Raw genomic sequence first — 22561 nt, forward strand, 5'->3', positions numbered from 1 at the left:
CTTCATCAGGCTTCCAGCGGTTTTTCGTCAAACCAGCGGTACAGGGTCGGCAACACCACCAGCGTAAGCAGGGTGGACGAGATCAGGCCACCGATCACGACGATGGCCAGCGGGCGTTGCACCTCCGAGCCGGGGCCGGTGGCGAACAGGAAGGGCACCAGGCCCAGCAGCGCGACGGTGGCCGTCATCATCACGGGGCGGAAGCGCTGCACGCAGCCTTCGCGCACGGCCTCGGCCACGTCCATTCCATCCTCGCGCAGCTTGCGGATGCAGCTGACCAGCACCACGCCGTTGAGCACCGCAATGCCCCACAGCGCAATGAAGCCCACCGATGCCGGCACGCTCACGTATTCGCCCGTGACGAACAGGCCTATCAGTCCCCCGATGGAGGCGAAGGGCAGCACCAGGATGATCAGCCCGGCCAGCTTGACCGAGTTGAACAGCACGAACAGCAGGAAGAAGATGGCCACGATGGTCAGCGGCACGATCACCTGCAGCGTGCCCATGGCGCGCTCCATGTTCTCGAACTGGCCGCCGTACTTGAAGTAGTAGCCGTCGGGCAGTTGCACTTCCTTGTCGATGCGCTGCTGCACTTCGGTCACGAAGCCGCCCAGGTCGCGCCCTTCCACGTTGGCGCCCACAACCACGCGGCGCTTGCCGCCTTCGCGGCTGATCTGCGCGGGTCCGTCCACCAGTTCGATGCGGGCCACGCTGTTGAGCGGAACCTGCGCGCCGGTGCTGGTGGTCAGCAAGGTGGCGCCGACAGCCTGGGGCGAGCCACGGAAGGGCTCGGGGAAGCGCACGACCACGTTGTAGCGGCGCTCGCCCTCGTAGACCGTGGTCACGTCCTTGCCGCCGATGGCCGACTCGATCACGCCCTGCACGTCCGTGACGTTCAGGCCGTGGCGGGCAATGGCCTTGCGGTCGATATCCACCGTGAGCGCCTGCTGGCCCGACAGCCGCTCGACACGGATGTCGGTGCTGCCAGGCACGCTCTTGAGGATGCGGGCCACCTGTTCGGAGACATCGCGCAGATCGTCCAGCTCGTCGCCGAAGACCTTGATGGCCAGTTGCGAGCGCACGCCCGTGACCATTTCATCCACGCGCTCGGAGATCGGCTGGGACAGCACGATCTGCACGCCCGGGATCGAGGACAGGCGCTGGCGGATGTCTTCGTCGATCTCGTCCTGGGTGCGGTCGGACTCGGGGTCCAGCAGCACGATGGGGTCGGACTCGTTGGGGCCTGCGGGATCGGCCGGCGATTCACCGCGTCCGAGCTTGGAGACCACGCTGAGCACGCCGGGCACCTCGGCCACGGCCTTCATCGCCGCCATTTCCATGCGGATGGACTCGTCCAGCGAGATGCTGGGCACGCGGTTGATCTGCGGCGTCAGCGCGCCCTCCTTCATGGTGGGCATGAAGGACTTGCCCAGCAGCGGGAACAGTCCCAGCGAGCCCAGCAGCAGCGCCACGGCCACGGCCAGCGTGGCGCGGTTGCGCGCGGTGGCCAGGTCCAGCAGGCGCAGGTAGTGGCGCTTGAGGAAGGCGATCAGGCGCGTGTCATGGTCTGCGCCGCCCTTGAGGAAGTACGAACACAGCACGGGCGACAGGAACAGCGACACGGCCAGCGAGACCGCCAGCGAGATCGCGATGGTCAGCGCCAGCGGGCCGAACATCTTGCCTTCGATGCCCTGCAGCGTCATCAGCGGCAGGAACACCAGGATGATGATGGCGATGCCGAAGATGGTGGGCGTGGCCACCTCGGTGGTGGCCGAGAGCACGGTGCGCACGCGTGCGCCCATGCTGTCGCCGGCCTGGCCGAGCTTGTGGAACACGTTCTCCACCACCACCACGGTGGCATCGACCATGAGGCCGATGGCGATCGCCAGCCCTCCCAGCGACATGAGGTTGGCCGAGATGCCCCAGCGGTTCATCATGATGAAGGTGGTCAGCGGCGTGATGATCAGCGTGGCCACCACGATCAGGCTGGAGCGCACGTCACCCAGGAAGACGAAGAGCACCACGACCACGAGCAGGATGCCCTCGATCAGCACCTTGCCCACGGTCCACAGCGCCGAGTCGACCAGGTCGGTACGGTCGTAGTAGGGAACGATCTGCAGGCCGCCGGGGAGCATGCCCTTGGAGTTGATCTCCTGCACGCGCTCCTTCACGCGGGTGACCACTTCCTTGGCATTGCCGCCGCGCATCATCAGCACGATGCCGGAGACGCCTTCGGTATAGCCGCCCTTGATGATGGCGCCCTGGCGCACTTCCTGGCCCAGCTGGACCTCAGCCACATCGCGCACGAAGACCGGCACGCCGCCATCCTGCTTGAGAACGATGTTGCCGATGTCCTCCAGCGACTGGATCAGGCCCACGGCGCGGATCAGGTACTGCTCGGTGACCTGGGGCAGGATGCCGCCGCTGGCGTTGGCGTTGTTGTCGGCGATGGCCTGGACCACATGGCGCACGGACAGGCCGTAGTGGCGCAGCCGGCCGGGATCGACCTCCACCTGGTACTGCTTGACGTAGCCGCCCTGCGAATTGATTTCGGCCACGCCGGGAATGGAGCGCAGCAGCGGGCGCGCCACCCAGTCCTGGATGGTGCGGCGCTCGGTCAGCTCCTCGGGCGTGAGGGCCCGCTTGCCGTCGTCGGGATGGTCCAGCGTGTACTGGTAGACCTCGCCCAGGCCCGTGGACACCGGCCCCAGCACGGGGATGATGCCTTCGGGCATGCGCGGCGTGACCTCCATCAGCCGCTCGGTGACGAGCTGGCGCGCAAAGTACACGTCGGTGGTATCGGTGAAGACCAGGGTGATGATGGACAGGCCGCTCTTGTTGAGCGAGCGCATCTCCACCAGGCCCGGCATGCCGGTCATGGCGATTTCCAGCGGCACGGTCACGAAGCGCTCGATTTCCTCGGGCGAGCGGCCTGGCGCCTCGGTAGCGACCTGGACCTGGACGTTGGTCACGTCAGGAAAGGCATCCACCGACAGATTCATGGCGGCGCGCAGGCCAAAGCCGCACAGCACCAGCGAGAGCACGATCACGATGAGTCGCTGGCTCAAAGCGGCCCGGATCATGGAAGCGATCATGGGCTTACTCCAGCTCTGCGCGCTTGCGCTCGTTGTTCAGGTGGAAGGCGCCCGTGGTGACGATGACCGTGCCATCGGCCACGCCCTTGTTCACGGGGCGCATGCCGCCGCTGGCGGTGCCCAGCTCGACGGGCGTGAGGCGGTAGTGGTTCTCGCCCTTCCTGACGAAGACATGGTCGCGGTCGTTCTCGCGCACCACGGCCTCGGCCGGCACGGCCAGCAGCTGGCGCACCTCGCCCTGGATGCGCATGGTGGCCAGCATCTGGGGCTTGAGGTCGCGCTCGGTGTTGTCCACCTGGGTGCGGATGGTGACGGTGCGGGTCTCGGGCGTCACGGTGTCGCCCACATGCACGATCTGGCCGGACAGCACGCGCTCGCCCAGGGCGGGCACGGCGATCTCCACGGCCTGGCCGGCACGCACGCCGCTGGCCATCTGCTCGGGAATCGCGCCCACCACCCAGACGCTGCTCAGGTCGGCCACGGTGAACAGCGGATCACCGGGCTGGGTCACCTGGCCGGAGCTGACCTTGCGCTCGATCACCACGCCGGCCCCTGTGGACAGCACGGCCGCATGCGACTGCAGCGTGCCCTTGTCGCGCAGCTGGGCGATGGCGCTGTCGGGAATGCCGATCAGGCGCAACTGGTCGCCGGCAGCGCGCTGCTCGGCGCGGGCAATCGACAGCTCGGACTCGCGGCGCTGCAGCTCGGCCGAGCCGATGACGTCAGCGGCGATCAGCTGGCGTGCGCGCTCCACGCCGCGCTCGGCCAGCGTGGCGGCGGAGTGTGCACGCAGATAGGCCAGCTGGGCGGTGGTCAGCTCGGGGCTGGCCACGCGGGCCAGCACCTGTCCCGCGCGCACGCGGTCGCCCACTTCGACCAGCACCTCGGTCACGCGCCCCGTGGCGGCCGCGCCAATGCGGGTGACCTGGCGCTCATTGGCCTCGATGCGGCCGGACACCTCCTGCAGCAGCGCGATCTGCGCCTGCGCCACGGGCTTGACGGCGAAGTTGGGAGCCATCTCGGCGGTCACACGGACCTCCATCGGGTCCTGCTCCTGGGCAGCGGCCGCCGCGGGCGCCGCCTTGGCTTCGGCCTCTTCGTTCTTGCCGCAGGCGCTCAGCGCCAGCGTTGCGGCCAGCAGGCCGGCCAGGGCCAGGGAATTCACCAAGGTGCTGCTGCCTGCGCGGGCGGCGATGGGTTTCGGATGCATATTCAAGGACATGTTCGTTTCTGATTTCGGGTGTGAGGCAGGGACGGCGCGCTTCACAGCGCGGACGGATCGTCGTAGCGGCCCGCGAGGTATTCGAGCTGTATGCGCGCTGCCTGCAGCTGGTAGCGCGCATCGAGTAGGTCTGCACGGATGGAGCGCAGCACGCGCTGCGCATCGAGCACATCGAGAATGCCGCGCTCGCCGAAGCGGTAGGCGGCCTCGGCCACGCGCAGGGCCGACTCGGCCTCGCGCACCGAACCCTGGCTCAGTGCCTGGGTGCGCAGTCGTGCCATCTCCAGCTCCTTCCAGGCCTGCAGCGTCTGCTGGCGCAGCTCTATCTGCCGGCCTTCCAGCTGCAGACGCGCGCGCTCCAGCTCGGAGGCCGCCTCGTCGATGGGGCCGCGGTGCTGGTCGAGCAAGGGGATCTGGATGCTCACGCCCACCGTGTTCAGGCGCACGTCGGGCTCGCGCGTCTGGCCGTAGCGCAGCTCCACGCCCGGCCAGCGCGAGGCCTTGGCCCCGTCAAGCCGCGCCTGGGCACGCTCGACCTCCGCCTTGAGCTGGCGCAGTTCGGGATGCTCCATGGGATCGATCTCCCCCATGTCCTCGATGCGCAGCGGATCCTCCAGCGACACATCCAGGCGAAAGCGCACGGGCAGCTGGCCTGCGGCCAGGCGGCCCAGCGACAGCTGCGCCTGCTCGGCGCGCAGCCTTGCGGTCTGCTCCTGCTGGCGCGCCTGGATGATTTCGGCATCGGCCTTGATGATTTCGTAGCGGGCCGCCTCGCCGCTGTCCACGCGGACGCGCACGCGCTCATGGGCCTGCTCCAGAAGGCGCACCGCCTCCTTGGCGGCCTCGACCTCCGCCTCGCGCAGCACCATTTCGTAGGCGCGCAGCCGCACCTGGGCCACCAGCGCATTGCGCGTGGTCGCCACGAAGTGCACCGAGCCCTGCTCGCCTGCCCTGGCGGCCTCCACGCGCGCACCGCGCACGGCGGGGTTCTCGATGGGCAACGCCACGGCCCAGCCCTGCACCGTGCCGGCCGCCGCGCCGGGCACGCGGGCGCTGTTGCGGCCCTGGTTCCATTCGAGCTTGGGATTGGGCAGCGCCGAGGCGCTGACCACGCCTGCGCGCGCCGTGGTCCGCGACTGCTCGACAGCGCGCAGATCGGGGTTGTGGTCCAGCACGGCGCGAACGACCTCGTTCAGGCTCAGCTGGGGCAGGCGCTGTGCGGCGGCCGAAGCCGCCGAAGCCGTTGAAGCCGTCGATGCGGCCTTAGGCGTGACCGGGGCGCGGGCCGCTGCGGCCTCGGCGGCTGCAGCCGCGGCGGGTGCCGCCTGCGTCATGGGAGGCTGGGATGCCTGTGCCGAGGCACCGGCACTCCAGCCCACCAGCAGGCTGCAGATCGCGCCTTGCAAGGCCTTGCGCGAAAAGGATGGAAAACGAGCGGGGGCCATTCCCGCCAATACCGTTGGATTCACCATGGCATGCATCTGCCGCGAAACGACAGTCGAGGGGTTGAGTAAGAGATGGGCCCTCCCATGCGGACAACGCGGGAACGGGCATGGCCGGGCCGTGCGCAGTCAGCGCGCGGACGACGGCATGGCATGCGCGCCAGCAAGGCGCGCACGAGCAGTGATCAGGCAGTGGGATGCGTCAGCCGACAAGGGGCGCAGGGCATGCCTGCGCCGCAATATGCGGTCAGCCGAGCAGGGAAGGTCTTGGAGGGCGCAGCAGCTGGCCCGGAGCGGGCGACAGGTGCGCCTGGGAATAGGTCGAAGGCGGGGCCCACAGCGACACCACCTGCACGGCGATGGGCTCGGGCGGCCAGTACATCTCGGCGGAGCGGTCCTCGCCACAGGCCAGCAGGGCCAGCAGTTGGCGGGTATTGCCGCCGTGTGCCGTCAGCTCGGCAAACTCCGTCTCGTCGTCTTCCTCGACTTCCGCGAGTTCTTCGAGGAATTCCTCATCGATGGTCACGATGGGGTGGTGCGCCAGCAAGCCATCGCTTTCCAGTCCATCGGACGATGCCGACGCCGCCACCTGTCCACAGAAGATGGACAACAGCATCAGCAAGGAAAACAGGAACGATGGCGCAAGGCGCATGGGGCGAGACGAAGGCGGGAGCAGTGAAAGTGAATGTCCCGTGATCGGGACACCATCTATTGTTACGAATGTTGAGGCAAAGTTCCGGGTTTGCCCTTAAAAAATCTGTGGCAAAGTCCGCTTTTCGCACATGCTTGCCTGCCGCCAAGCGGTGGCAGCCATGCAGGCGAGCTGCGCGCGGCAGAAACAAAAAAGCCACCTTGCGGTGGCTTCTTGTCTGCGCAGGCCAGAGGCTTGCACAAGGAATCTGGCGGAGTGGACGGGACTCGAACCCGCGACCCCCGGCGTGACAGGCCGGTATTCTAACCAACTGAACTACCACTCCTGGCAGACAGCTTTTGCGCTCTTTCGAGCCAAGTGCTGCAAACTTGGCGACCCTACGGGGATTCGAACCCCGGTACTCACCGTGAAAGGGTGATGTCCTAGGCCTCTAGACGATAGGGTCAATCCTAGAACTTGCGTAAATACTCAAGTCTCAATTTTGGTGGAGGTAAACGGGATCGAACCGATGACCTCTTGCATGCCATGCAAGCGCTCTCCCAGCTGAGCTATACCCCCAAAAATCCGATACTGGCGGAGTGGACGGGACTCGAACCCGCGACCCCCGGCGTGACAGGCCGGTATTCTAACCAACTGAACTACCACTCCTGGCAGGCTGCTTTTGTGCTCTTGCGAGCCAAGTGCTGCAAACTTGGCGACCCTACGGGGATTCGAACCCCGGTACTCACCGTGAAAGGGTGATGTCCTAGGCCTCTAGACGATAGGGTCACAGCCTATGATCCGCCGATAAAAAAGCGCCTTCGTTTTTCAAAGGCGCTTACATACCAAGCGGCAAATTTTGGCGGAGTGGACGGGACTCGAACCCGCGACCCCCGGCGTGACAGGCCGGTATTCTAACCAACTGAACTACCACTCCTGGCAGACAGCTTTTGCGCTCTTTCGAGCCAAGTGCTGCAAACTTGGCGACCCTACGGGGATTCGAACCCCGGTACTCACCGTGAAAGGGTGATGTCCTAGGCCTCTAGACGATAGGGTCAATCCTAGAACTTGTGTAAATACTCAAGTCTCAATTTTTGGTGGAGGTAAACGGGATCGAACCGATGACCTCTTGCATGCCATGCAAGCGCTCTCCCAGCTGAGCTATACCCCCTTCATGCTGCAATCGCTGCTTCTTGTTAGTTGCTGCGTTTGCATCAGAGACTCGAATTATAGACAGGTTTTTAGCGGTTTTTCAAACGGGCCAGAATTTTTTCACGACCCAGCAGCTCCAGCACCGCGTCCACCGAAGGCGTGTGCGCCGTGCCCAGCGTCAGCACGCGCACCGGCATGGCCAGTTGCGGCATCTTCAGGCCCTGGGCCTTGAGCACTTCCTTGATCAAAGCGGCAATGGCTTCCTTGCTCCACTCCACCGAGGCGATGCCTTCGGCGAAGGCGTTCAGGGCGGGCGCCACGGCGTCGGTCACATGCTTGGCCAGGTCTTCGGCGTTGCGGTCGAAGGCGTCCACATAGAACAGGCGCACCCAGCCGGCCAGATCGACCAGGGTTTCGCAGCGGTCCTTGAACAGGGCGCAGATGCGCGGCAGGCGGCCGTCGGCATCGAGCAGGGCCTGGTCCAGGCCGGTCTTGAGCACGAAGGGGCGCACCAGCTCTGCCAGGGCCGCGTCGTCCAGGGCCTTCAGGTGCTGGGCGTTGACCCAGCGCAGCTTGGCCTCGTCGAACTGGCCTGCGCTGCGGCCCAGATGGTCGAGGTTGAACCACTCCAGGAACTGGGCGCGGCTGAAGATTTCGTCGTCGCCGTGGCTCCAGCCCAGGCGGGCCAGGTAGTTGACCATGGCGTCGGGCAGGTAGCCTTCGTCGCGGTACTGGGTGACGGCCTTGGCGCCGTTGCGCTTGCTCATCTTCTCGCCCTGCTCGTTGAGCACGGTGGGCAGGTGGGCGAACACGGGCACGCTGGCGCCCAGCGCCTCGAAGATGTGGATCTGGCGCGGCGTGTTGTTGACGTGGTCGTCGCCACGGATGACATGGGTGATGGCCATGTCCATATCGTCCACGCAGACGCAGAAGTTGTAGGTGGGCGTGCCATCGGGGCGCGCGATCACCAGGTCATCGAGTTCGCTGTTCTGGAACTCGATGCGGCCCTTGCACTTGTCTTCCCAGGCCACGACGCCGCCCTGCGGCGTCTTGAAGCGCAGCACGGGGCGCACGCCTTCGGGCACGGGCGGCAGCACCTTGCCTTCTTCAGGGCGCCAGGTGCCGTCGTAGCGCGGCTTTTCCTTGTTGGCCATCTGGCGCTCGCGCAGGGCGTCGAGTTCTTCCACGCTCATGTAGCAGGGGTAGACATGGCCCGAAGCCTGCAGGCCGGCCAGCACCTCCTTGTAGCGGTCCATGCGCTGCATTTGATAGAACGGACCTTCGTCATGGTCCAGCTGCAGCCAGGCCATGCCTTCGATGATCACGTCCACCGAGGCCTGGGTGGAACGCTCCACGTCGGTGTCCTCGATGCGCAGGATGAAATCACCACCCGTGGCGCGCGCGAAGGCCCAGGGATACAGGGCCGAGCGGATGTTGCCCAGGTGGATGAAGCCCGTGGGAGACGGGGCAAAACGGGTTCGTACTTTTTGTGTCATTGCAGGGTATCCAGTCCGCGGGACAGATCGTTCTTGATGTCGCCCAGATATTCCAGTCCGACGGAGATGCGCAGCAGGCCCTGGCCGATGCCGGCGACGCGGCGCTGCTCTTCGCTCAGGCGGCCATGCGAGGTGCTGGCCGGGTGGGTGATGGTGGTCTTGACGTCGCCCAGGTTGGCCGTGATCGAGCACACCAGGGTGCTGTCGGCCACATGGAAGGCATTGGCGCGCAGTTGCTCGGCGCCCTCGCCCACCACGTCGAAGGACAGCACGCCGCCGCCCATGCCGTTTTGCTGGCGCATGGCCAGCTCGTGCTGCGGGTGGCTGGCCAGGCCCGGGTAGTAGACACGGGCGACCTTGGGATGGGCCTCCAGCCAGGTGGCCAGCTCCAGCGCGGAGGCGCTTTGCGCCTTGACGCGCAGGGACAGCGTCTCCAGGCCCTTGAGCACCACCCAGGCGTTGAACGGCGCCAGGTTCAGGCCGCCGCTGCGCAGGAAGGTGCCCATGACCTTGTCCACCAGCGCCGTCGTGCCGCAGACCGCGCCCGACATGACGCGGCCCTGGCCGTCCAGCAGCTTGGTGCCGGAGTGCACGACCAGGTCGGCACCGAACTGCGCGGGCCGCTGCAGCGCGGGCGAGGCAAAGCTGTTGTCCACCGCCAGCAGCGCGCCATGGGCGTGCGCCAGTTCGGCCAGCGCGGCGATGTCGCACAGGTCGGTCAGCGGGTTGGTCGGCGTCTCGGCGAACAGCAATCGCGTGTTGGGACGGATGGCGGCCTTCCAGGCCTGCACATCGGTCTGCGAGACAAAGCTGGTCTCGATGCCGAAGCGCGCCATCTCGCCGCCCAGCAGCTTGATGGTGGAGCCGAACATGGACTGCGAGCAGATCACATGGTCGCCCGCCTTGAGCGTGGTCAGCGCCACCAGCAAGATGGCCGACATGCCGGTGGACGTGGCCACGGCGCATTCCGTGCCTTCCATGGCGGCCAGGCGCTGCTCGAAGCTGGTCACCGTGGGATTGGAGGTGCGGCTGTAGGTGTAGCCGGGCTCTTCGTTGGCGAAGCGGCGCGCTGCCGTTGCGCAGTCAGGCTGCACGAAGCTGCTGGTCATGTACAGGGCTTCGCTATGCTCGCCCCACTGGCTTCGTTCCACGGCCACGCGCAGGGCCAGCGTATCGGGATGCAGGCCTTCGGGAAGTGTCTTGTTCGTCACGTTGATGGTCCTTGGGGTCGGGCGCGGCCCGCCGATGGCGGCGGTGCCCGGAAAAAAGGAGCTAGAAACACTTGTCACCTGGGGACTTGCTGGGCGTTGCAGCCTGCAGTCCTCCAGCACCAGCGCTTTTAGCTCATTTGTCAAAAAAGGGCGGGCCTCAGGCCCGCCCCCGTATTGTCACTGAAGCCCGATCGCTCTGACTCAGGCTCGGGCTCAGGCTTCCTGGGCATTGGGCAGGGACAGGCGCGAGGCGTCGCTGGACTCTTCCTCGCCGCCGCGGTTGCGGCCTTCATTGAGTGCCGTGACTTCGTCCTCGGAGATGTCGCCCGTGATGTAGACGCCGTCGAAGCACGAAGCCTCGAAGCCCTGCACCTGCGGGTTGATCTTGCCCACGGTCTGCTTCATGGCGGCCACGTCCTGGTAGATCAGCGCGTCGGCACCGATGACCTGGCGGATTTCCTCGACCGTGCGGCCATGCGCCACCAGTTCGGCGCGCGTGGGCATGTCGATGCCGTAGACGTTGGGATGGCGCACCGGAGGCGCTGCCGAGGCCAGGTAGACCTTGACGGCACCGGCATCACGCGCCATCTGCACGATTTCCTTGGAGGTGGTGCCGCGCACGATGGAGTCATCCACCAGCAGCACCTTGCGGCCCTTGAACTCGCTGCCGATGGCGTTGAGCTTCTGGCGCACCGATTTCTTGCGCGAGGACTGGCCCGGCATGATGAAGGTCCGGCCCACGTAGCGGTTCTTGACGAAGCCTTCGCGGTACGGAATGCCCAGCAGCTGGGCCAGCTGCATGGCGCTGGGGCGGCTGGATTCGGGAATCGGGATGATGGCGTCGATCTCGTTGGGGGGCACGGTGGAGACCACGCGCTTGGCCAGCGTCTCGCCCATGTTCAGGCGGGCCTGGTAGACGGAGATGCCATCCAGCACGGAGTCCGGGCGGGCCAGGTACACGTACTCGAACACGCAGGGGTGCAGCTCGCTCTTTTCAGAGCACTGGCGGGTTTCGACCTGGCCGTCGCTGTGCACGAACACCGCCTCGCCCGGGGCGACATCGCGCTCGAGCTGGTGCAGCGTGCCTTCCAGGGCCACGGACTCGCTGGCCAGCATCACCGAGCCGTCGGCACCGCGGCCCATGCACAGGGGGCGGATGCCGAACGGGTCGCGGAAGGCCAGCAGGCCGTAGCCGGCGATCAGCGCGATCACCGCATACGAGCCCTTGATGCGCTTGTGCACGGCGCTGACGGCCTGGAACACGTCTTCGCTCTTGAGCGGCGCGCCACTGCTGGCGCGGGCCAGCTCGTGGGCCAGCACGTTGAGCAGGACTTCGGAGTCGCTCTCGGTGTTGGTGTGGCGGTGGTCGGTGTCCGACAGCTCCTCGCGCAGCTGCTTGGCATTGGTGAGGTTGCCGTTGTGCACCATGACGATGCCGAAGGGCGCGTTCACGTAGAAGGGCTGGGCCTCTTCCTCGCTGGTCGCGTTGCCGGCCGTCGGGTAGCGCACCTGACCCAGGCCCACCGTGCCCGGCAGGGCACGCATGTTGCGGGTGCGGAACACGTCGCGCACCATGCCCTTGGCCTTGTGCATGAAGAACTTGCGCTCCTGCTGGGTCACGATGCCTGCGGCATCCTGGCCACGGTGCTGCAGCAGCAGCAGGGCGTCATAGATCAGTTGATTCACGGGCGCGGTGCTGACTACACCAACGATTCCACACATAGTTGCGTTCCATCCGTTTGCGAAGGTCGCCCTTCGCTGTCTGGGCCGTAGCAGCCACCCATTGGCCACGCCTGCGCCCGATTTCTCTATCCAAACTGTTTCTGCCAGCCGACTCCTGCGCTGCAGCGCCTTGTCATGCAGCCGGCAGATAGCGTCCCCATTCCTGCGGCAGCTGTGGCAAAACCACAGCCAGCGCCTTCATCAGCCATGGCGCCAGGGCTGAATCCTGCCACCACTGCCCCTGGTGCAGCGGCGTGTAGCTGATCACCATCGTTGCCACCAGGGCCAGCAGCGCCCCGCGCAGCACGCCGAACAGCGCGCCCAGCGTGCGGTCCACGGGCCTCAGCCCCACCGCCTCGATCAGCCGGCGCGACAGCCAGGACACCAGGCCCCAGCCGAACAGCGCCAGCACGAACAACAGCACAAAGCCTGCGGCGTAGCGCAGCTGCATGTCCCAGTCCTGCATGGGCAGCCACAGCGCCACGTCGGCCGCCCAGATGCGGGCCACGACAAAGGCCACCAGCCAGCCCAGCAGAGACAGCACCTCGTACACCAGCCCACGCCAGGCGCCAAGCAGCATCGAGGCCAGCACGCAGGCCAGCAAAACCCAGTCCACCGTGGACATACGCTATTTCTGTGCGCCCGTGCTGCTTTGCAAGATGTACGTCACCGCGTCAGAGCTTGATCACCGACGCAGGCAGGCCCTGGCCCTTGACGCGCGCCGCCGCCTTGTCGGCTTCGGCCCGGCCATTGAACGGGCCCACACGCACCCGCGTGCGCTTGCCGTCCTTGGTGTCCACCACCTGCGTGAAAGTCTTCAGGCCCGCCAGCTCCAGCTTGGCGCGGATTTCCTGGGCCTTGCCGGCGTCGGAGAAGGCACCGACCTGCACGATGAAGCGTTCGTCCGTCGCTGCGGCCGCCGTTGAAGCGGCGGGCGCGCTGCGTCCTTCCAGCAGGGCACGGGCACGCGCGGCGTCGTCGCTCCTGGACGGCTCGGGCTTGGGTTCGGGCTTTGGCTTGGGCTCGGGTTTCGGCTCGGGCTTGGGCTCCGGCTTGTGCTCGGGTTTGGCCGGCTCAGGCTTGGGCTTGGGTTCCGGCTTGGGCTCGGGTTTGGTCTCAGGCTTGGCGGCGGGTTTGGGCTCCGGCTTTGCCTCGGGCTTCGCTTCAGGCTTGACCGGAGCCACCTGGGAAACGGGAGGGGCCACAGGCACGGACGGCGCCGAAGGCCTGCCCATGGGAACCTCTTCCTCATCGGCACCCAGCGAGGCCTGGGCCGACACGCGGCCCGTCGGCGCAGCCGCGCCATGCGAATGGGCGTCCACGGCATTGGCGCCGGGCACGACCAGGGGCGCAACCTTGTCGCGGTCAGGAATCTCGATGGGGATGTCTACGGGAATCGGACGCGGCTGGGTGTCGAACAGCAGGGGGAAACCCACCACGCCCGCCAGGACCAGCACGGCAGCGCCGATGAGGCGGTGGCGCGCCCGACGGCGCATGACATCGACGCTTTCCGCCTGTCCCAGCCGTGTGGGCCGCCTCGATGCGGACGACGAATCACCGTCGTCTTTTTTGCCGGGCCAACGAAAATTGAAAAATGCCATGGAGTGCGGACTCGTTCATATCGGCCACCACAGCGGCCACGATGGCCGCCTGCGGTGCGGATCACTGGATTCAGGTGCCCAGATGCTTGGCGTTCAGCCGGGGCGGGCCGTCCTGCAGCACGCCGCCCACCGTGAAGAACGAGCCAAAGACCACGATTCTATCAGTGGGACCTGCGGCCAGAACCGCTGCATCCAGCGCCAGCTGCGGGTTTGCGAAGGTGGCCACCGACAGCTCGCGGGGCACGCCGGGCGCGGGCGGCAGGGCTTCGATCTTCTGGCGCAGCACTTCGGCGCTTTCGGCACGCGGCGTGGGCAGGTCGGTCAGGTACCAGCGGTCGATCAGCGGTGCGATTCTGCCCAGCATGGGCGCCAGGTCCTTGTCGTGCATGGCGCCGAACACCGCATGCGTGCAGGGGAAGTAACCCATGGCGTCGAGGTTGGCCGTCAGCGCCGCCACCGAATGCGGGTTGTGCGCAACATCCAGCACCAGCGTGGGCTGGCCCGGAATGATCTGGAAACGCCCCGGCAGCTCGACCATGGCCAGCCCCGTGCGCACGGCCTGGGCCGTGACCGGAAGGCGGCTGCGAATGGCTTCGAGCGCGGCCAGCGCACCCGATGCATTGACCAGCTGGTTGGCGCCGCGCAGCGCCGGATAGGCCAGGCCCGCATAGCGCCGCCCGCGTCCGGCCCAGCCCCACTGCTGCTTGTCGCCCGAGAAGTTGAAGTCCTGGCCCAGGCGCCAGAGATCGGCGCCAATGGCCTGTGCATGGTCCAGCACGCTTTGCGGCGGCATGGGATCGCTGACCACCACCGGCCGACCGGCGCGCATGATGCCGGCCTTCTCGCGGCCGATGCTCTCGCGGTCCGGGCCCAGGAATTCCACATGGTCGATGTCGATGCTGGTGATGACGGCGCAATCGGCGTCGATCACATTGGTCGCATCCAGCCGTCCGCCCAGCCCCACTTCGAGAATCGCCACATCCAGCCTGGACTGGCTCATCAGCCGCAGGATGGCCAGCGTGGTGAATTCGAAATAGGTGAGCGCCACTTCCGTGCCCTGCACGCGCGCCTGCTCCACGGCCTCGAACTGCGGCAGCAGCTCGGCGGCCTTCACGATCTCGCCGCCCACGCGGCAGCGCTCCTCGAAGTGCACCAGATGCGGCGATGTGTAGACGCCGGGACGAAAGCCCGACTGCAGCGCCACGGCCTCCAGCATGGCGCAGGTCGAGCCCTTGCCATTGGTGCCTGCCACCGTGATCACGGGGCAGTCGAAACGCAGGTCCAGGCGCTGGGCGACTTCGCGCACGCGATCCAGGCCCAGCGCGATATTCTTGGGGTGCAGGCGCTCGCAATATGCGAGCCATGCATCCAATGTGGGAAATGAGGTGTGCATACTGCGCGCTATTGTTACCCAGGGACAGTGTCCTTATGGGGTCCTCGCCATCCGCGGACTGCGGCAACTGCAACCAATCATGACCACTTCAAACACTGTGACGCTCTACGGCATTCCCAACTGCGACACCGTCAAGAAGGCCCGCGCCTGGCTTGCCGACCAGGGCATCGCCTACGAATTCCACGACTTCAAGAAACAGGGCGTCCCTGCCGCTCAACTGCCAGCCTGGATGCAGGCCGTGGGCTGGGAAAAGCTGCTCAACCGCCAGGGCACGACCTGGCGCAAGCTCGATGCCGACACCCAGGCCGGAGCCCAGGATGCGGCCGGTGCCGCAGCCCTCATGCAGCAGCAGCCCAGCGTCATCAAGCGCCCGGTCGTCCAATGGCCGCAGGGACGCGTCACCGTGGGTTTTGCGCCCGACGCCTGGGCAGAGTTGGCCCACGAGGGCAAGCGCTAACACTGCCGTCAGGCCTGGAACAGCTTATTACGTGGATTTACGCGGCCGCAAACTGCTTTTCGGGCCCGAGGAATACACTTGCATGGAGCCTGGCAGGAAGTACCGCCAGCGCAACAGGAGTGCAATCATGAAATCCCTGGTTCTTTTGACGCTGGCGGCCACGACCGCCACCGTAGCCCTGGCCCAGGAGCAAGGCCGGGTGCTTTCCGTGACCCCGGTGACGCAACAGGTGGCCGTACCCCAGCAGGTCTGCCGCGATGAGAACGTCTACTCGGGCCAGCGCAGCACCTCGGGCGCGGGCGCCGTGCTGGGTGCGCTGGCGGGCGGCGTGGTGGGCAACGCCATTGGCCACGGCGGCGGACGCGCTGCGGCCACGGCAGCCGGCGTGATTGGCGGCGCCATGCTGGGCAACCAGGCTGAAGCCTCGGGACAGCAGCCCCAATACCAGACGGTGCGCAACTGCACCACCCAGACCTACTACCAGAACCGCGCCGTGGCCTACGACGTGGTCTATGAATACGCGGGCCGCAACTACACGACGCGGACCGCCACCCCGCCTGGCGACTGGATTGCACTGAGCGTGCAGCCCGCAGCCAACAGCGGCGCCTACGGCAGCAATGGCTACTACAGCACCAACCAGCCGCCCCAGGCCGCGTACTCCACCACGCCCGTGCCGCCGCCCGTGGTCTATGAAAACAATTACTACGACGGTGGTTACTACCCGGCCCAGCCGGTGCAACCGGTGTATTCGGCCGGTGACTATGTGGCGCCCGTGGTGATTGGTGCAGCCCTTGCTGCCGGCGTGTACTACGCCTCGCGCCCCAGCTATCACGGCTGGCGCGGCGGCTACCGCCATGGCTGGCGCCGCTGAGGCCACCATGCGCTCGCCCCGCAAGCCCCGACAAGGGGCTTTTTGCATGGCGGCGGCCAGCACGTACGGGCAGCGGCCGGGTGCTGGCCTAAAATGGGCGGTTTAGTCCACCCTCTGCCCAGCTTCCATGACCACCGAAACCATCTCTGGCATCACCCTGACCACCAAGGCCAATGTCTATTTCGACGGCAAATGCATCAGCCACGGCTTCACGCTGGCCGATGGCACGAAGAAGTCTGCCGGCGTGGTGCTGCCCAGCCAGCTGACCTTCGGTACGGCCGCTGCCGAGATCATGGAATGCGTGGCCGGCTCCTGCGAGTACAAGCTCGACGGTTCGGACCAGTGGCTGACCTCCAAGGCCGGCGAGTCCTTCCAGGTGCCTGCGAACTCCAAGTTCGACATCCGCGTGACCGAGGCCTACCACTACATCTGCCACTACGCCTGAGCGCCTGAGCAGACCGACGCATTCGACCTGACGGCGCCCAGGCGCCTTCCGTGTTTTCCGGCAGCCGCGTCCCGCACGCCAGCCGCCATCGTTATTGAGAGAAGCATCGTATGGAAACCATCCTGCAAAACGTTCCCGTCGGCCAGAAGGTCGGCATCGCCTTCTCGGGCGGCCTGGACACCAGCGCTGCCCTGCGCTGGATGAAGAACAAGGGCGCCCTGCCCTACGCCTACACGGCCAACCTGGGCCAGCCCGACGAGGCCGACTACGACGAAATCCCCCGCAAGGCCATGGAGTACGGCGCCGAGCAGGCCCGCCTGATCGACTGCCGCTCGCAGCTGGCCGGCGAAGGCATTGCCGCCATCCAGGCCGGCGCCTTCCACATCTCCACGGGCGGCATCACCTACTTCAACACCACGCCCCTGGGCCGTGCCGTGACCGGCACCATGCTGGTGGCCGCCATGAAGGAAGACGACGTCAACATCTGGGGTGACGGCTCGACCTTCAAGGGCAACGACATCGAGCGCTTCTACCGCTACGGCCTGCTGACCAACCCCGCGCTGAAGATCTACAAGCCCTGGCTGGACCAGACCTTCATCGACGAGCTCGGCGGTCGCGCCGAGATGTCGGCCTTCATGACCAAGGAAGGCTTCGGCTACAAGATGAGCGCCGAGAAGGCCTACTCGACCGACAGCAACATGCTGGGCGCCACGCACGAGGCCAAGGACCTGGAGTTCCTGAACAGCGGCATCCGCATCGTCAACCCCATCATGGGCGTGGCGTTCTGGAAGCCCGAAGTCGAGGTCAAGGCCGAGGAAGTGTCGGTGACCTTTGACGAAGGCCGCCCCGTGGCCATCAACGGCAAGGAAATCGCCGACCCCGTGGAGCTGTTCCTGGAAGCCAACCGCATCGGTGGCCGCCACGGCCTGGGCATGAGCGACCAGATCGAGAACCGCATCATCGAAGCCAAGAGCCGCGGCATCTACGAAGCCCCCGGCATGGCCCTGCTGCACATCGCCTACGAGCGCCTGGTGACCGGCATCCACAACGAGGACACCATCGAGCAGTACCGCATCAACGGCCTGCGCCTGGGCCGCCTGCTGTACCAGGGCCGCTGGTTCGACCCGCAGGCCATCATGCTGCGCGAAACCGCCCAGCGCTGGGTGGCCCGCGCCGTGACCGGCACCGTGACGCTGGAACTGCGCCGCGGCAACGACTACTCCATCCTGAACACCGAATCGCCCAACCTGACCTACGCTCCCGAGCGCCTGTCGATGGAAAAGGTCGAGGACGCGCCCTTCAGCCCCGCCGACCGCATTGGCCAGCTGACCATGCGCAACCTGGACCTGATGGACACGCGCGACAAGCTGGCCATCTACTCCAAGGCCGGCCTGCTGTCGCTGGGCACCAGCACCGCCCTGCCCCAATTGGGCGGCAAGGAATGACCTACACCCCCTGAGCGGCTGACGCCGCTTCCCCCTCTCTACTCGCTTCGCGAGGGAGGGGGACGACGCCCTCGCTGCGGGGCGGCCCTTGCTCGGCGTCCCTGGCATGGGACGCGCCCGCCAAGCACGCGACGCCATGGGCCAGAAAATCGCACACTTGCATCCCACAAGCCGCCGCAAGGCGGCTTTTTTACGCCCCTGCTACCAGCGCGCGCCCTCGAAGCGCTGCACGAGAAAATCCAGCAGCGCGCGCACGGCCACCGGCAGGTGGCGGCGGGAGCTGTACAGCGCATGCACGGTCAGCGGCTGCGGGCGCCAGTCCGGCAGCACCAGCTCCAGCTGGCCGGCCTGCAGCATGGGCTGGACCAGGTAGGTGGGCTGGAAGGCGATGCCCGCACCCTCGACGGCAGCGGCGGCCAGCACGGTGGCTTCGTTGGCGTTGAACCAGGTGGTGACGGCGATCTGCTGCTCATCGCTTTCGTCGTCACGCCGCGCCAATTGCCAGACATTGCGGCCCACGCGCATATGGCCCAGGCAGCGGTGGGCCTGCAACTGGGCCGGTGTCTGCGGCCGCCCTGCCGCGTCCAGGTAGGCAGGCGAAGCCACCAGCACCGATTCGCACACGGCCAGCGGCCGGCCGATGAGTGCGGCGCCCGGATCGGCGCTGATGCGTATGGCCAGGTCGATGCGCTGCTGCACCAGGTCCAGCGCGCCGTCGTCCACCAGCAGGTCGATCTTGAGGTGCGGGTGCAGCCGCATGAACTGCGCAATGGCCGGCGCCATCTGCGCATGGCCGAAGGACATGCTGCAGGTCACGCGCAGCAGGCCGCGCAACTGGCTGTCGCCGGCGCGCATCTCGCCTTGCACCTCATCGGCCAGGGCCAGCATCTGCTGGCTGTAGCGCAGGCACTGTGCACCGGCATCGGTGAGCGAGACGCGGCGCGTGGTGCGGTGCAGCAGGCGCGCGCCCAGCCACTGCTCCAGCGACTCCACATGCCGCGTGGCCATGGCACGCGACAGGTCCAGCCGCTCGGCCGCCGCCGTGAAGCTGCCGCATTCGGCCACCGTGGCAAACACCTGCATCGCCAGCAATCGGTCCATGGATCTGCTCGATTTCTGCAACAAACAAGCGCATATTCTGCGGTTTATCTGCTCGATTTCAAAAACTAAAGTACCACCCATGGCAGCACGGCGCTGCCACCCGTTTTCTGTCTTGTGCTTTTTTCAAAGGAAATCGACATGCTTCGCACCACCGTGCTTTCGCTCACCCTGGCCCTGTCGGCCGGCCTGTCCCATGCCCAGGCGCCCGCCCCGCTGCAGATGAAGGTCTACCAGGCCGACGAACACAGCTTTGCCGTGACCTCCACCCTGATCACCGGCGCCAAGGAGGCCGTGGTCGTGGACAGCGGCTTCACCCGCGCCGACGGCCTGCGCATTGCCGCCAATGTGCTCGACAGCGGCAAGCAGTTGACCACCATCCTCATCAGCAATGCCGACCCCGACTACTACTTCGGCGCCGAGGTGCTCAAGAACCTGTTCCCGCAGGCCAAGGTCGTGGCCACGCCCGCCGTGCGCGAGAAGATCGAGTCCAAGCTGCAGGGCAAGCTGGCCTTCTGGGGCCCCAAGATGGGCGCCAACGCCCCCAGCCATCACGTGCTGCCCGAGGCCCTGCAGGGCAATACGGTGACCGTGGACGGCCAGACGCTGGAGCTGCGCGGCACCACCGGCCCGCTGGCCCACCGCCCCTATGTCTGGGTGCCTGCGCTGCAGGCCGTCGTCGGCAACGTGGGCGTGTTCGGCAACCTGCATGTCTGGACGGCGGACACGCAAAAGAGCGCCGAGCGCAAGGCCTGGCTGGCGCAGCTGGACGAGATGCAGGCCCTCAAGCCCGCCGTCGTCGTGCCCGGCCACATGCAGGCCGGCACCGCCATGGACGCCAGCGCCATCGCCTATACACGCGACTATCTCCAGCGTTTCGAGGCCGCCGCAGCCAAGGCCGCAAACAGTGCCGAGCTGATCGGCGCCATGAAGCAGGCCTACCCGCAGGCCGGCATGGCGCTGTCGCTGGACATTGGTGCCAAGGTGAACAAGGGCGAGATGCCCTGGTAAGCAGGCACTTTCACAAAAATCCTCATGGAACCTGCATGCTGCGGCCTTGATCCAACGAGTTGCCGCCCTCATTCGTCGTGGCGGCAGGAGGTGCAGCCATGAAATACATGAAGCATTGGCAGGACCCGATCAATGTCCTGCTGGGAGCCTGGTTGGCGGTCTCGCCCTGGGTGCTCGGGTTCCAGGACCAGATGGCGCCCACGGCCAATGGCGTGGTCATCGGCCTGGCGCTGATTGCCGCTGCGCTGGGGGCCATCTTCATGCCCCGCGCGTGGGAGGAATGGACCGAAGGCCTGCTGGGACTGTGGATGGTGATCTCGCCCTGGGTGCTGGGCTATGCGGGCCAGATGGATGCCATGCGCAATGCCGTGGTGTCTGGCGTGGTGGTCATGGTGCTGGCGCTGTGGGTGCTGATGACCGACAAGGACTACATGAGCTGGCGCAGCAGCCACTCCGCCCACTGATGCGCTGAAGCACTGAAGCGCTGATACAAAGCAAGCAAAGCGGCCCGCAGGCCTCCATGGTCTGCGGGCCGCTGTTTTCTTGAGGCCGTCGATCGATCAGACCACGACGGGCTCGGGCTCCAGGCGGATGCCGAATCGCTCGTAGACGCTGGTCTGTATCGCGCCGGCCAGCGTCATGACCTCGCCGCCGGTGACGCTGCGGTCCACGCTGTGCCGGTCGCCCCGATTGACCAGCACCAGGGCCTGCTTGTCATACACCCCGGCGCGGCCCATGGATTTGCCCTTCCAGCCGCAGGCATCGATCAGCCAGCCGGCGGCCAGCTTGATGGAGCCGTCGTCCATGGGGTAGTGCACGATCTTGGGCTCGCGCGCAATGATGTCGGCGCACTGCTCGGGCGTCACCGTCGGGTTCTTGAAGAAGCTGCCGGCGTTGCCGATCTGATCCGGGTCCGGCAGCTTGGCGCGGCGGATCTCGCAGACCCAGTCGAAGATCTGGCGGGCCGTGGGCTCGGCCACGCCGACCTCGGCCTGGCGGCGCTGCAGGTCCAGGTAGCCCAGGCCGGGCTTCCAGTCCTTGGGCAGGGCCAGGCGCACGCGCGTGATCACGGCGCGGCCCTTGAGACCCATGCCGCGCGGCGGCACGCCGCTCATGCGCGCCCGCGCCACGGGCGTGGGCTCGGCCGGGGCGTGCTTGAACACCGAGTCGCGGTAGCCGAAGGCGCATTGCGCGGCATCCAGCGTGAAGGATTCACCCGTGGCCAGGTCGATGGCATCCAGCGACTCGAAGCGGTCCTGCAGCTCCAGCCCGTAGGCGCCGATGTTCTGCACCGGCGATGCGCCCACGGTGCCGGGAATCAGCGCCATGTTCTCCAGGCCGCCATAGCCCTGCGACAGGGTCCAGGCCACCAGGTCGTGCCAGCGCTCGCCGGCACCGGCCTCGACGATCCAGTGGCGATCGGTCTCGCGCAGCAGGCGCATGCCCGCTATCTCCATCTTGAGGACCACGGGATCGACATCGCCCGTGATCACCACGTTGCTGCCGCCGCCCAGCACGAACACGGGCTGGCGGCCCCACAGCGGATCGGCCAGGAAATGGCGAATATCCTCATCGCTGCGCACACGCACCAGGGTGTGGGCACGGGCGGCGATGCCGAAGCTGTTGCAATGCTGCAGCGGAACATTTTTCTCGACTAACATCAGCCGGATTGTCGCACCGCGTCCCCACGCCTCCGGCACCGCGCCCGCATCGCCCGGTCCCGCGCTGCGATACTTTTTCAGAACATTTACAGGAAATATTTGCCATGCCTTCTTTTGACACCGTGTGCGAAGCCGACTTCGTCGAAGTGAAGAACGCCGTGGAGAACACCGCCAAGGAAATCGGCACGCGCTTCGACTTCAAGGGCACCTCGGCCGCCATCGAACTCAAGGACAAGGAAATCACGCTGTTCGGCGATGCCGACTTCCAGCTGCAGCAGGTCGAGGACATCCTGCGCAACAAGCTGACCAAGCGCAGCGTGGACGTGCGCTTCCTGGACATCCAGAAGGCCCAGAAGATCGGCGGCGACAAGCTCAAGCAGACCATCAAGGTCAAGAACGGCATCGAGGCCGAGCTGGGCAAGAAGCTGCAAAAGCTGATCAAGGACAGCAAGCTCAAGGTGCAGGCCGCCATCCAGGGCGACGCCGTGCGCGTCACCGGCGCCAAGCGCGACGACCTGCAGGCCGCCATGGCCCTGATCCGCAAGGACCTGGCCGACCATCCCCTGTCCTTCAACAACTTCCGCGACTGATCGCCCGGCATCCGCCCC

General features: G+C 66.4%; 19 protein-coding genes and 8 tRNA genes. 7 read left to right on the forward strand and 20 right to left on the reverse strand.

Annotated features, from left to right (window positions below; all coding sequences use genetic code 11):
* Positions 1 to 5 precede the first annotated feature (5 nt).
* The 18 genes from CLV01_RS22230 to folC all read right to left on the reverse strand — a co-directional run bounded on the left by CLV01_RS22230 (position 6) and on the right by folC (position 14965).
* Positions 6 to 3095: an efflux RND transporter permease subunit gene (locus tag CLV01_RS22230; RefSeq protein ID WP_013801592.1), complete on the reverse strand. Its 3090-nt coding sequence runs from the start codon at positions 3093 to 3095 to the stop codon at positions 6 to 8.
* A gap of 4 nt (positions 3096 to 3099) precedes the next feature.
* The gene (locus tag CLV01_RS22235; protein ID WP_097201767.1) at positions 3100 to 4317 is read right to left on the reverse strand and encodes an efflux RND transporter periplasmic adaptor subunit; all 1218 of its coding nucleotides are present in this window, start codon (positions 4315 to 4317) and stop codon (positions 3100 to 3102) included.
* Positions 4318 to 4358: 41 nt separating this feature from the next.
* A complete protein-coding gene (locus CLV01_RS22240; RefSeq protein ID WP_099735073.1) occupies positions 4359 to 5789 on the reverse strand; it encodes a TolC family protein in 1431 nt (476 codons plus the stop codon).
* Positions 5790 to 6006: 217 nt separating this feature from the next.
* Entirely contained in the window at positions 6007 to 6375 is a 369-nt protein-coding gene (locus CLV01_RS22245; protein ID WP_224986538.1) for a hypothetical protein, read from the reverse strand.
* A 284-nt stretch (positions 6376 to 6659) separates the two neighbouring features.
* Positions 6660 to 6736: transfer RNA gene (locus tag CLV01_RS22250), tRNA-Asp, on the reverse strand.
* A 44-nt stretch (positions 6737 to 6780) separates the two neighbouring features.
* Positions 6781 to 6856: transfer RNA gene (locus CLV01_RS22255), tRNA-Glu, on the reverse strand.
* Between the two features lie 37 nt (positions 6857 to 6893).
* Positions 6894 to 6969, reverse strand: a tRNA-Ala gene (locus CLV01_RS22260).
* A gap of 13 nt (positions 6970 to 6982) precedes the next feature.
* Positions 6983 to 7059 (reverse strand) — tRNA-Asp (locus CLV01_RS22265).
* A gap of 44 nt (positions 7060 to 7103) precedes the next feature.
* Positions 7104 to 7179: transfer RNA gene (locus tag CLV01_RS22270), tRNA-Glu, on the reverse strand.
* 71 nt (positions 7180 to 7250) lie between these two features.
* A tRNA-Asp gene (locus CLV01_RS22275) sits at positions 7251 to 7327 on the reverse strand.
* Between the two features lie 44 nt (positions 7328 to 7371).
* A tRNA-Glu gene (locus tag CLV01_RS22280) sits at positions 7372 to 7447 on the reverse strand.
* A 38-nt stretch (positions 7448 to 7485) separates the two neighbouring features.
* Positions 7486 to 7561, reverse strand: a tRNA-Ala gene (locus tag CLV01_RS22285).
* A gap of 70 nt (positions 7562 to 7631) precedes the next feature.
* Positions 7632 to 9038, reverse strand: coding sequence for a glutamate--tRNA ligase (gene gltX / locus CLV01_RS22290; RefSeq protein ID WP_099733182.1), 1407 nt, complete (start codon positions 9036 to 9038; stop codon positions 7632 to 7634).
* A complete protein-coding gene (locus CLV01_RS22295) occupies positions 9035 to 10249 on the reverse strand; it encodes an O-succinylhomoserine sulfhydrylase (protein ID WP_099733181.1) in 1215 nt (404 codons plus the stop codon). Before CLV01_RS22295 ends, gltX begins: the two co-directional genes overlap by 4 nt.
* Before the next feature lie 213 nt (positions 10250 to 10462).
* Positions 10463 to 11971: an amidophosphoribosyltransferase gene (purF, locus tag CLV01_RS22300; RefSeq protein WP_012206568.1), complete on the reverse strand. Its 1509-nt coding sequence runs from the start codon at positions 11969 to 11971 to the stop codon at positions 10463 to 10465.
* Positions 11972 to 12104: 133 nt separating this feature from the next.
* Entirely contained in the window at positions 12105 to 12596 is a 492-nt protein-coding gene (locus tag CLV01_RS22305; protein WP_099733180.1) for a CvpA family protein, read from the reverse strand.
* 49 nt (positions 12597 to 12645) lie between these two features.
* Positions 12646 to 13572, reverse strand: a complete 927-nt coding sequence (locus CLV01_RS22310) for an SPOR domain-containing protein (protein WP_099733179.1) — start codon at positions 13570 to 13572, stop codon at positions 12646 to 12648.
* Between the two features lie 70 nt (positions 13573 to 13642).
* Positions 13643 to 14965: a bifunctional tetrahydrofolate synthase/dihydrofolate synthase gene (gene folC / locus CLV01_RS22315; RefSeq protein ID WP_013801586.1), complete on the reverse strand. Its 1323-nt coding sequence runs from the start codon at positions 14963 to 14965 to the stop codon at positions 13643 to 13645.
* A gap of 79 nt (positions 14966 to 15044) precedes the next feature.
* On the opposite strand from folC, the gene CLV01_RS22320 reads away from it, so the two are divergent.
* From CLV01_RS22320 to argG, 4 genes are all read left to right on the forward strand, one after another.
* Positions 15045 to 15422, forward strand: coding sequence for an ArsC family reductase (locus tag CLV01_RS22320; RefSeq protein ID WP_099733178.1), 378 nt, complete (start codon positions 15045 to 15047; stop codon positions 15420 to 15422).
* 127 nt (positions 15423 to 15549) lie between these two features.
* A complete protein-coding gene (locus CLV01_RS22325; protein WP_013801584.1) occupies positions 15550 to 16293 on the forward strand; it encodes a glycine zipper 2TM domain-containing protein in 744 nt (247 codons plus the stop codon).
* A gap of 127 nt (positions 16294 to 16420) precedes the next feature.
* Positions 16421 to 16738, forward strand: a complete 318-nt coding sequence (ppnP, locus tag CLV01_RS22330; RefSeq protein WP_012206574.1) for a pyrimidine/purine nucleoside phosphorylase — start codon at positions 16421 to 16423, stop codon at positions 16736 to 16738.
* 110 nt (positions 16739 to 16848) lie between these two features.
* Complete coding sequence (gene argG, locus CLV01_RS22335) at positions 16849 to 18183, forward strand: argininosuccinate synthase (RefSeq protein WP_013801583.1); 1335 nt, start codon at positions 16849 to 16851, stop codon at positions 18181 to 18183.
* A 201-nt stretch (positions 18184 to 18384) separates the two neighbouring features.
* Here argG and CLV01_RS22340 read toward each other — a convergent pair whose 3' ends face one another.
* The gene (locus CLV01_RS22340) at positions 18385 to 19284 is read right to left on the reverse strand and encodes a LysR family transcriptional regulator (protein ID WP_012206576.1); all 900 of its coding nucleotides are present in this window, start codon (positions 19282 to 19284) and stop codon (positions 18385 to 18387) included.
* A 138-nt stretch (positions 19285 to 19422) separates the two neighbouring features.
* Between CLV01_RS22340 and CLV01_RS22345 the strand changes: the two genes are divergently transcribed.
* Together CLV01_RS22345 and CLV01_RS22350 are read left to right on the forward strand one after the other, a co-directional pair.
* Entirely contained in the window at positions 19423 to 20292 is an 870-nt protein-coding gene (locus tag CLV01_RS22345; protein WP_099733177.1) for an MBL fold metallo-hydrolase, read from the forward strand.
* A 98-nt stretch (positions 20293 to 20390) separates the two neighbouring features.
* Positions 20391 to 20756 carry an SPW repeat protein gene (locus tag CLV01_RS22350; protein WP_034395872.1) on the forward strand — a complete coding sequence of 122 codons (366 nt, stop codon included), beginning with the start codon at positions 20391 to 20393 and terminating at the stop codon, positions 20754 to 20756.
* Between the two features lie 96 nt (positions 20757 to 20852).
* Here the strand turns inward: CLV01_RS22350 and murB are convergent, their stop codons facing one another.
* Positions 20853 to 21953, reverse strand: a complete 1101-nt coding sequence (gene murB / locus CLV01_RS22355) for a UDP-N-acetylmuramate dehydrogenase (protein ID WP_099733176.1) — start codon at positions 21951 to 21953, stop codon at positions 20853 to 20855.
* Between the two features lie 104 nt (positions 21954 to 22057).
* On the opposite strand from murB, the gene CLV01_RS22360 reads away from it, so the two are divergent.
* Positions 22058 to 22543, forward strand: a complete 486-nt coding sequence (locus tag CLV01_RS22360; RefSeq protein WP_012206580.1) for a YajQ family cyclic di-GMP-binding protein — start codon at positions 22058 to 22060, stop codon at positions 22541 to 22543.
* Positions 22544 to 22561: the final 18 nt, after the last annotated feature.

It is taken from the genome of Delftia sp. 60 (assembly GCF_002754395.1).
GTDB classification, from domain to species: Bacteria; Pseudomonadota; Gammaproteobacteria; order Burkholderiales; family Burkholderiaceae_C; genus Comamonas; species Comamonas acidovorans.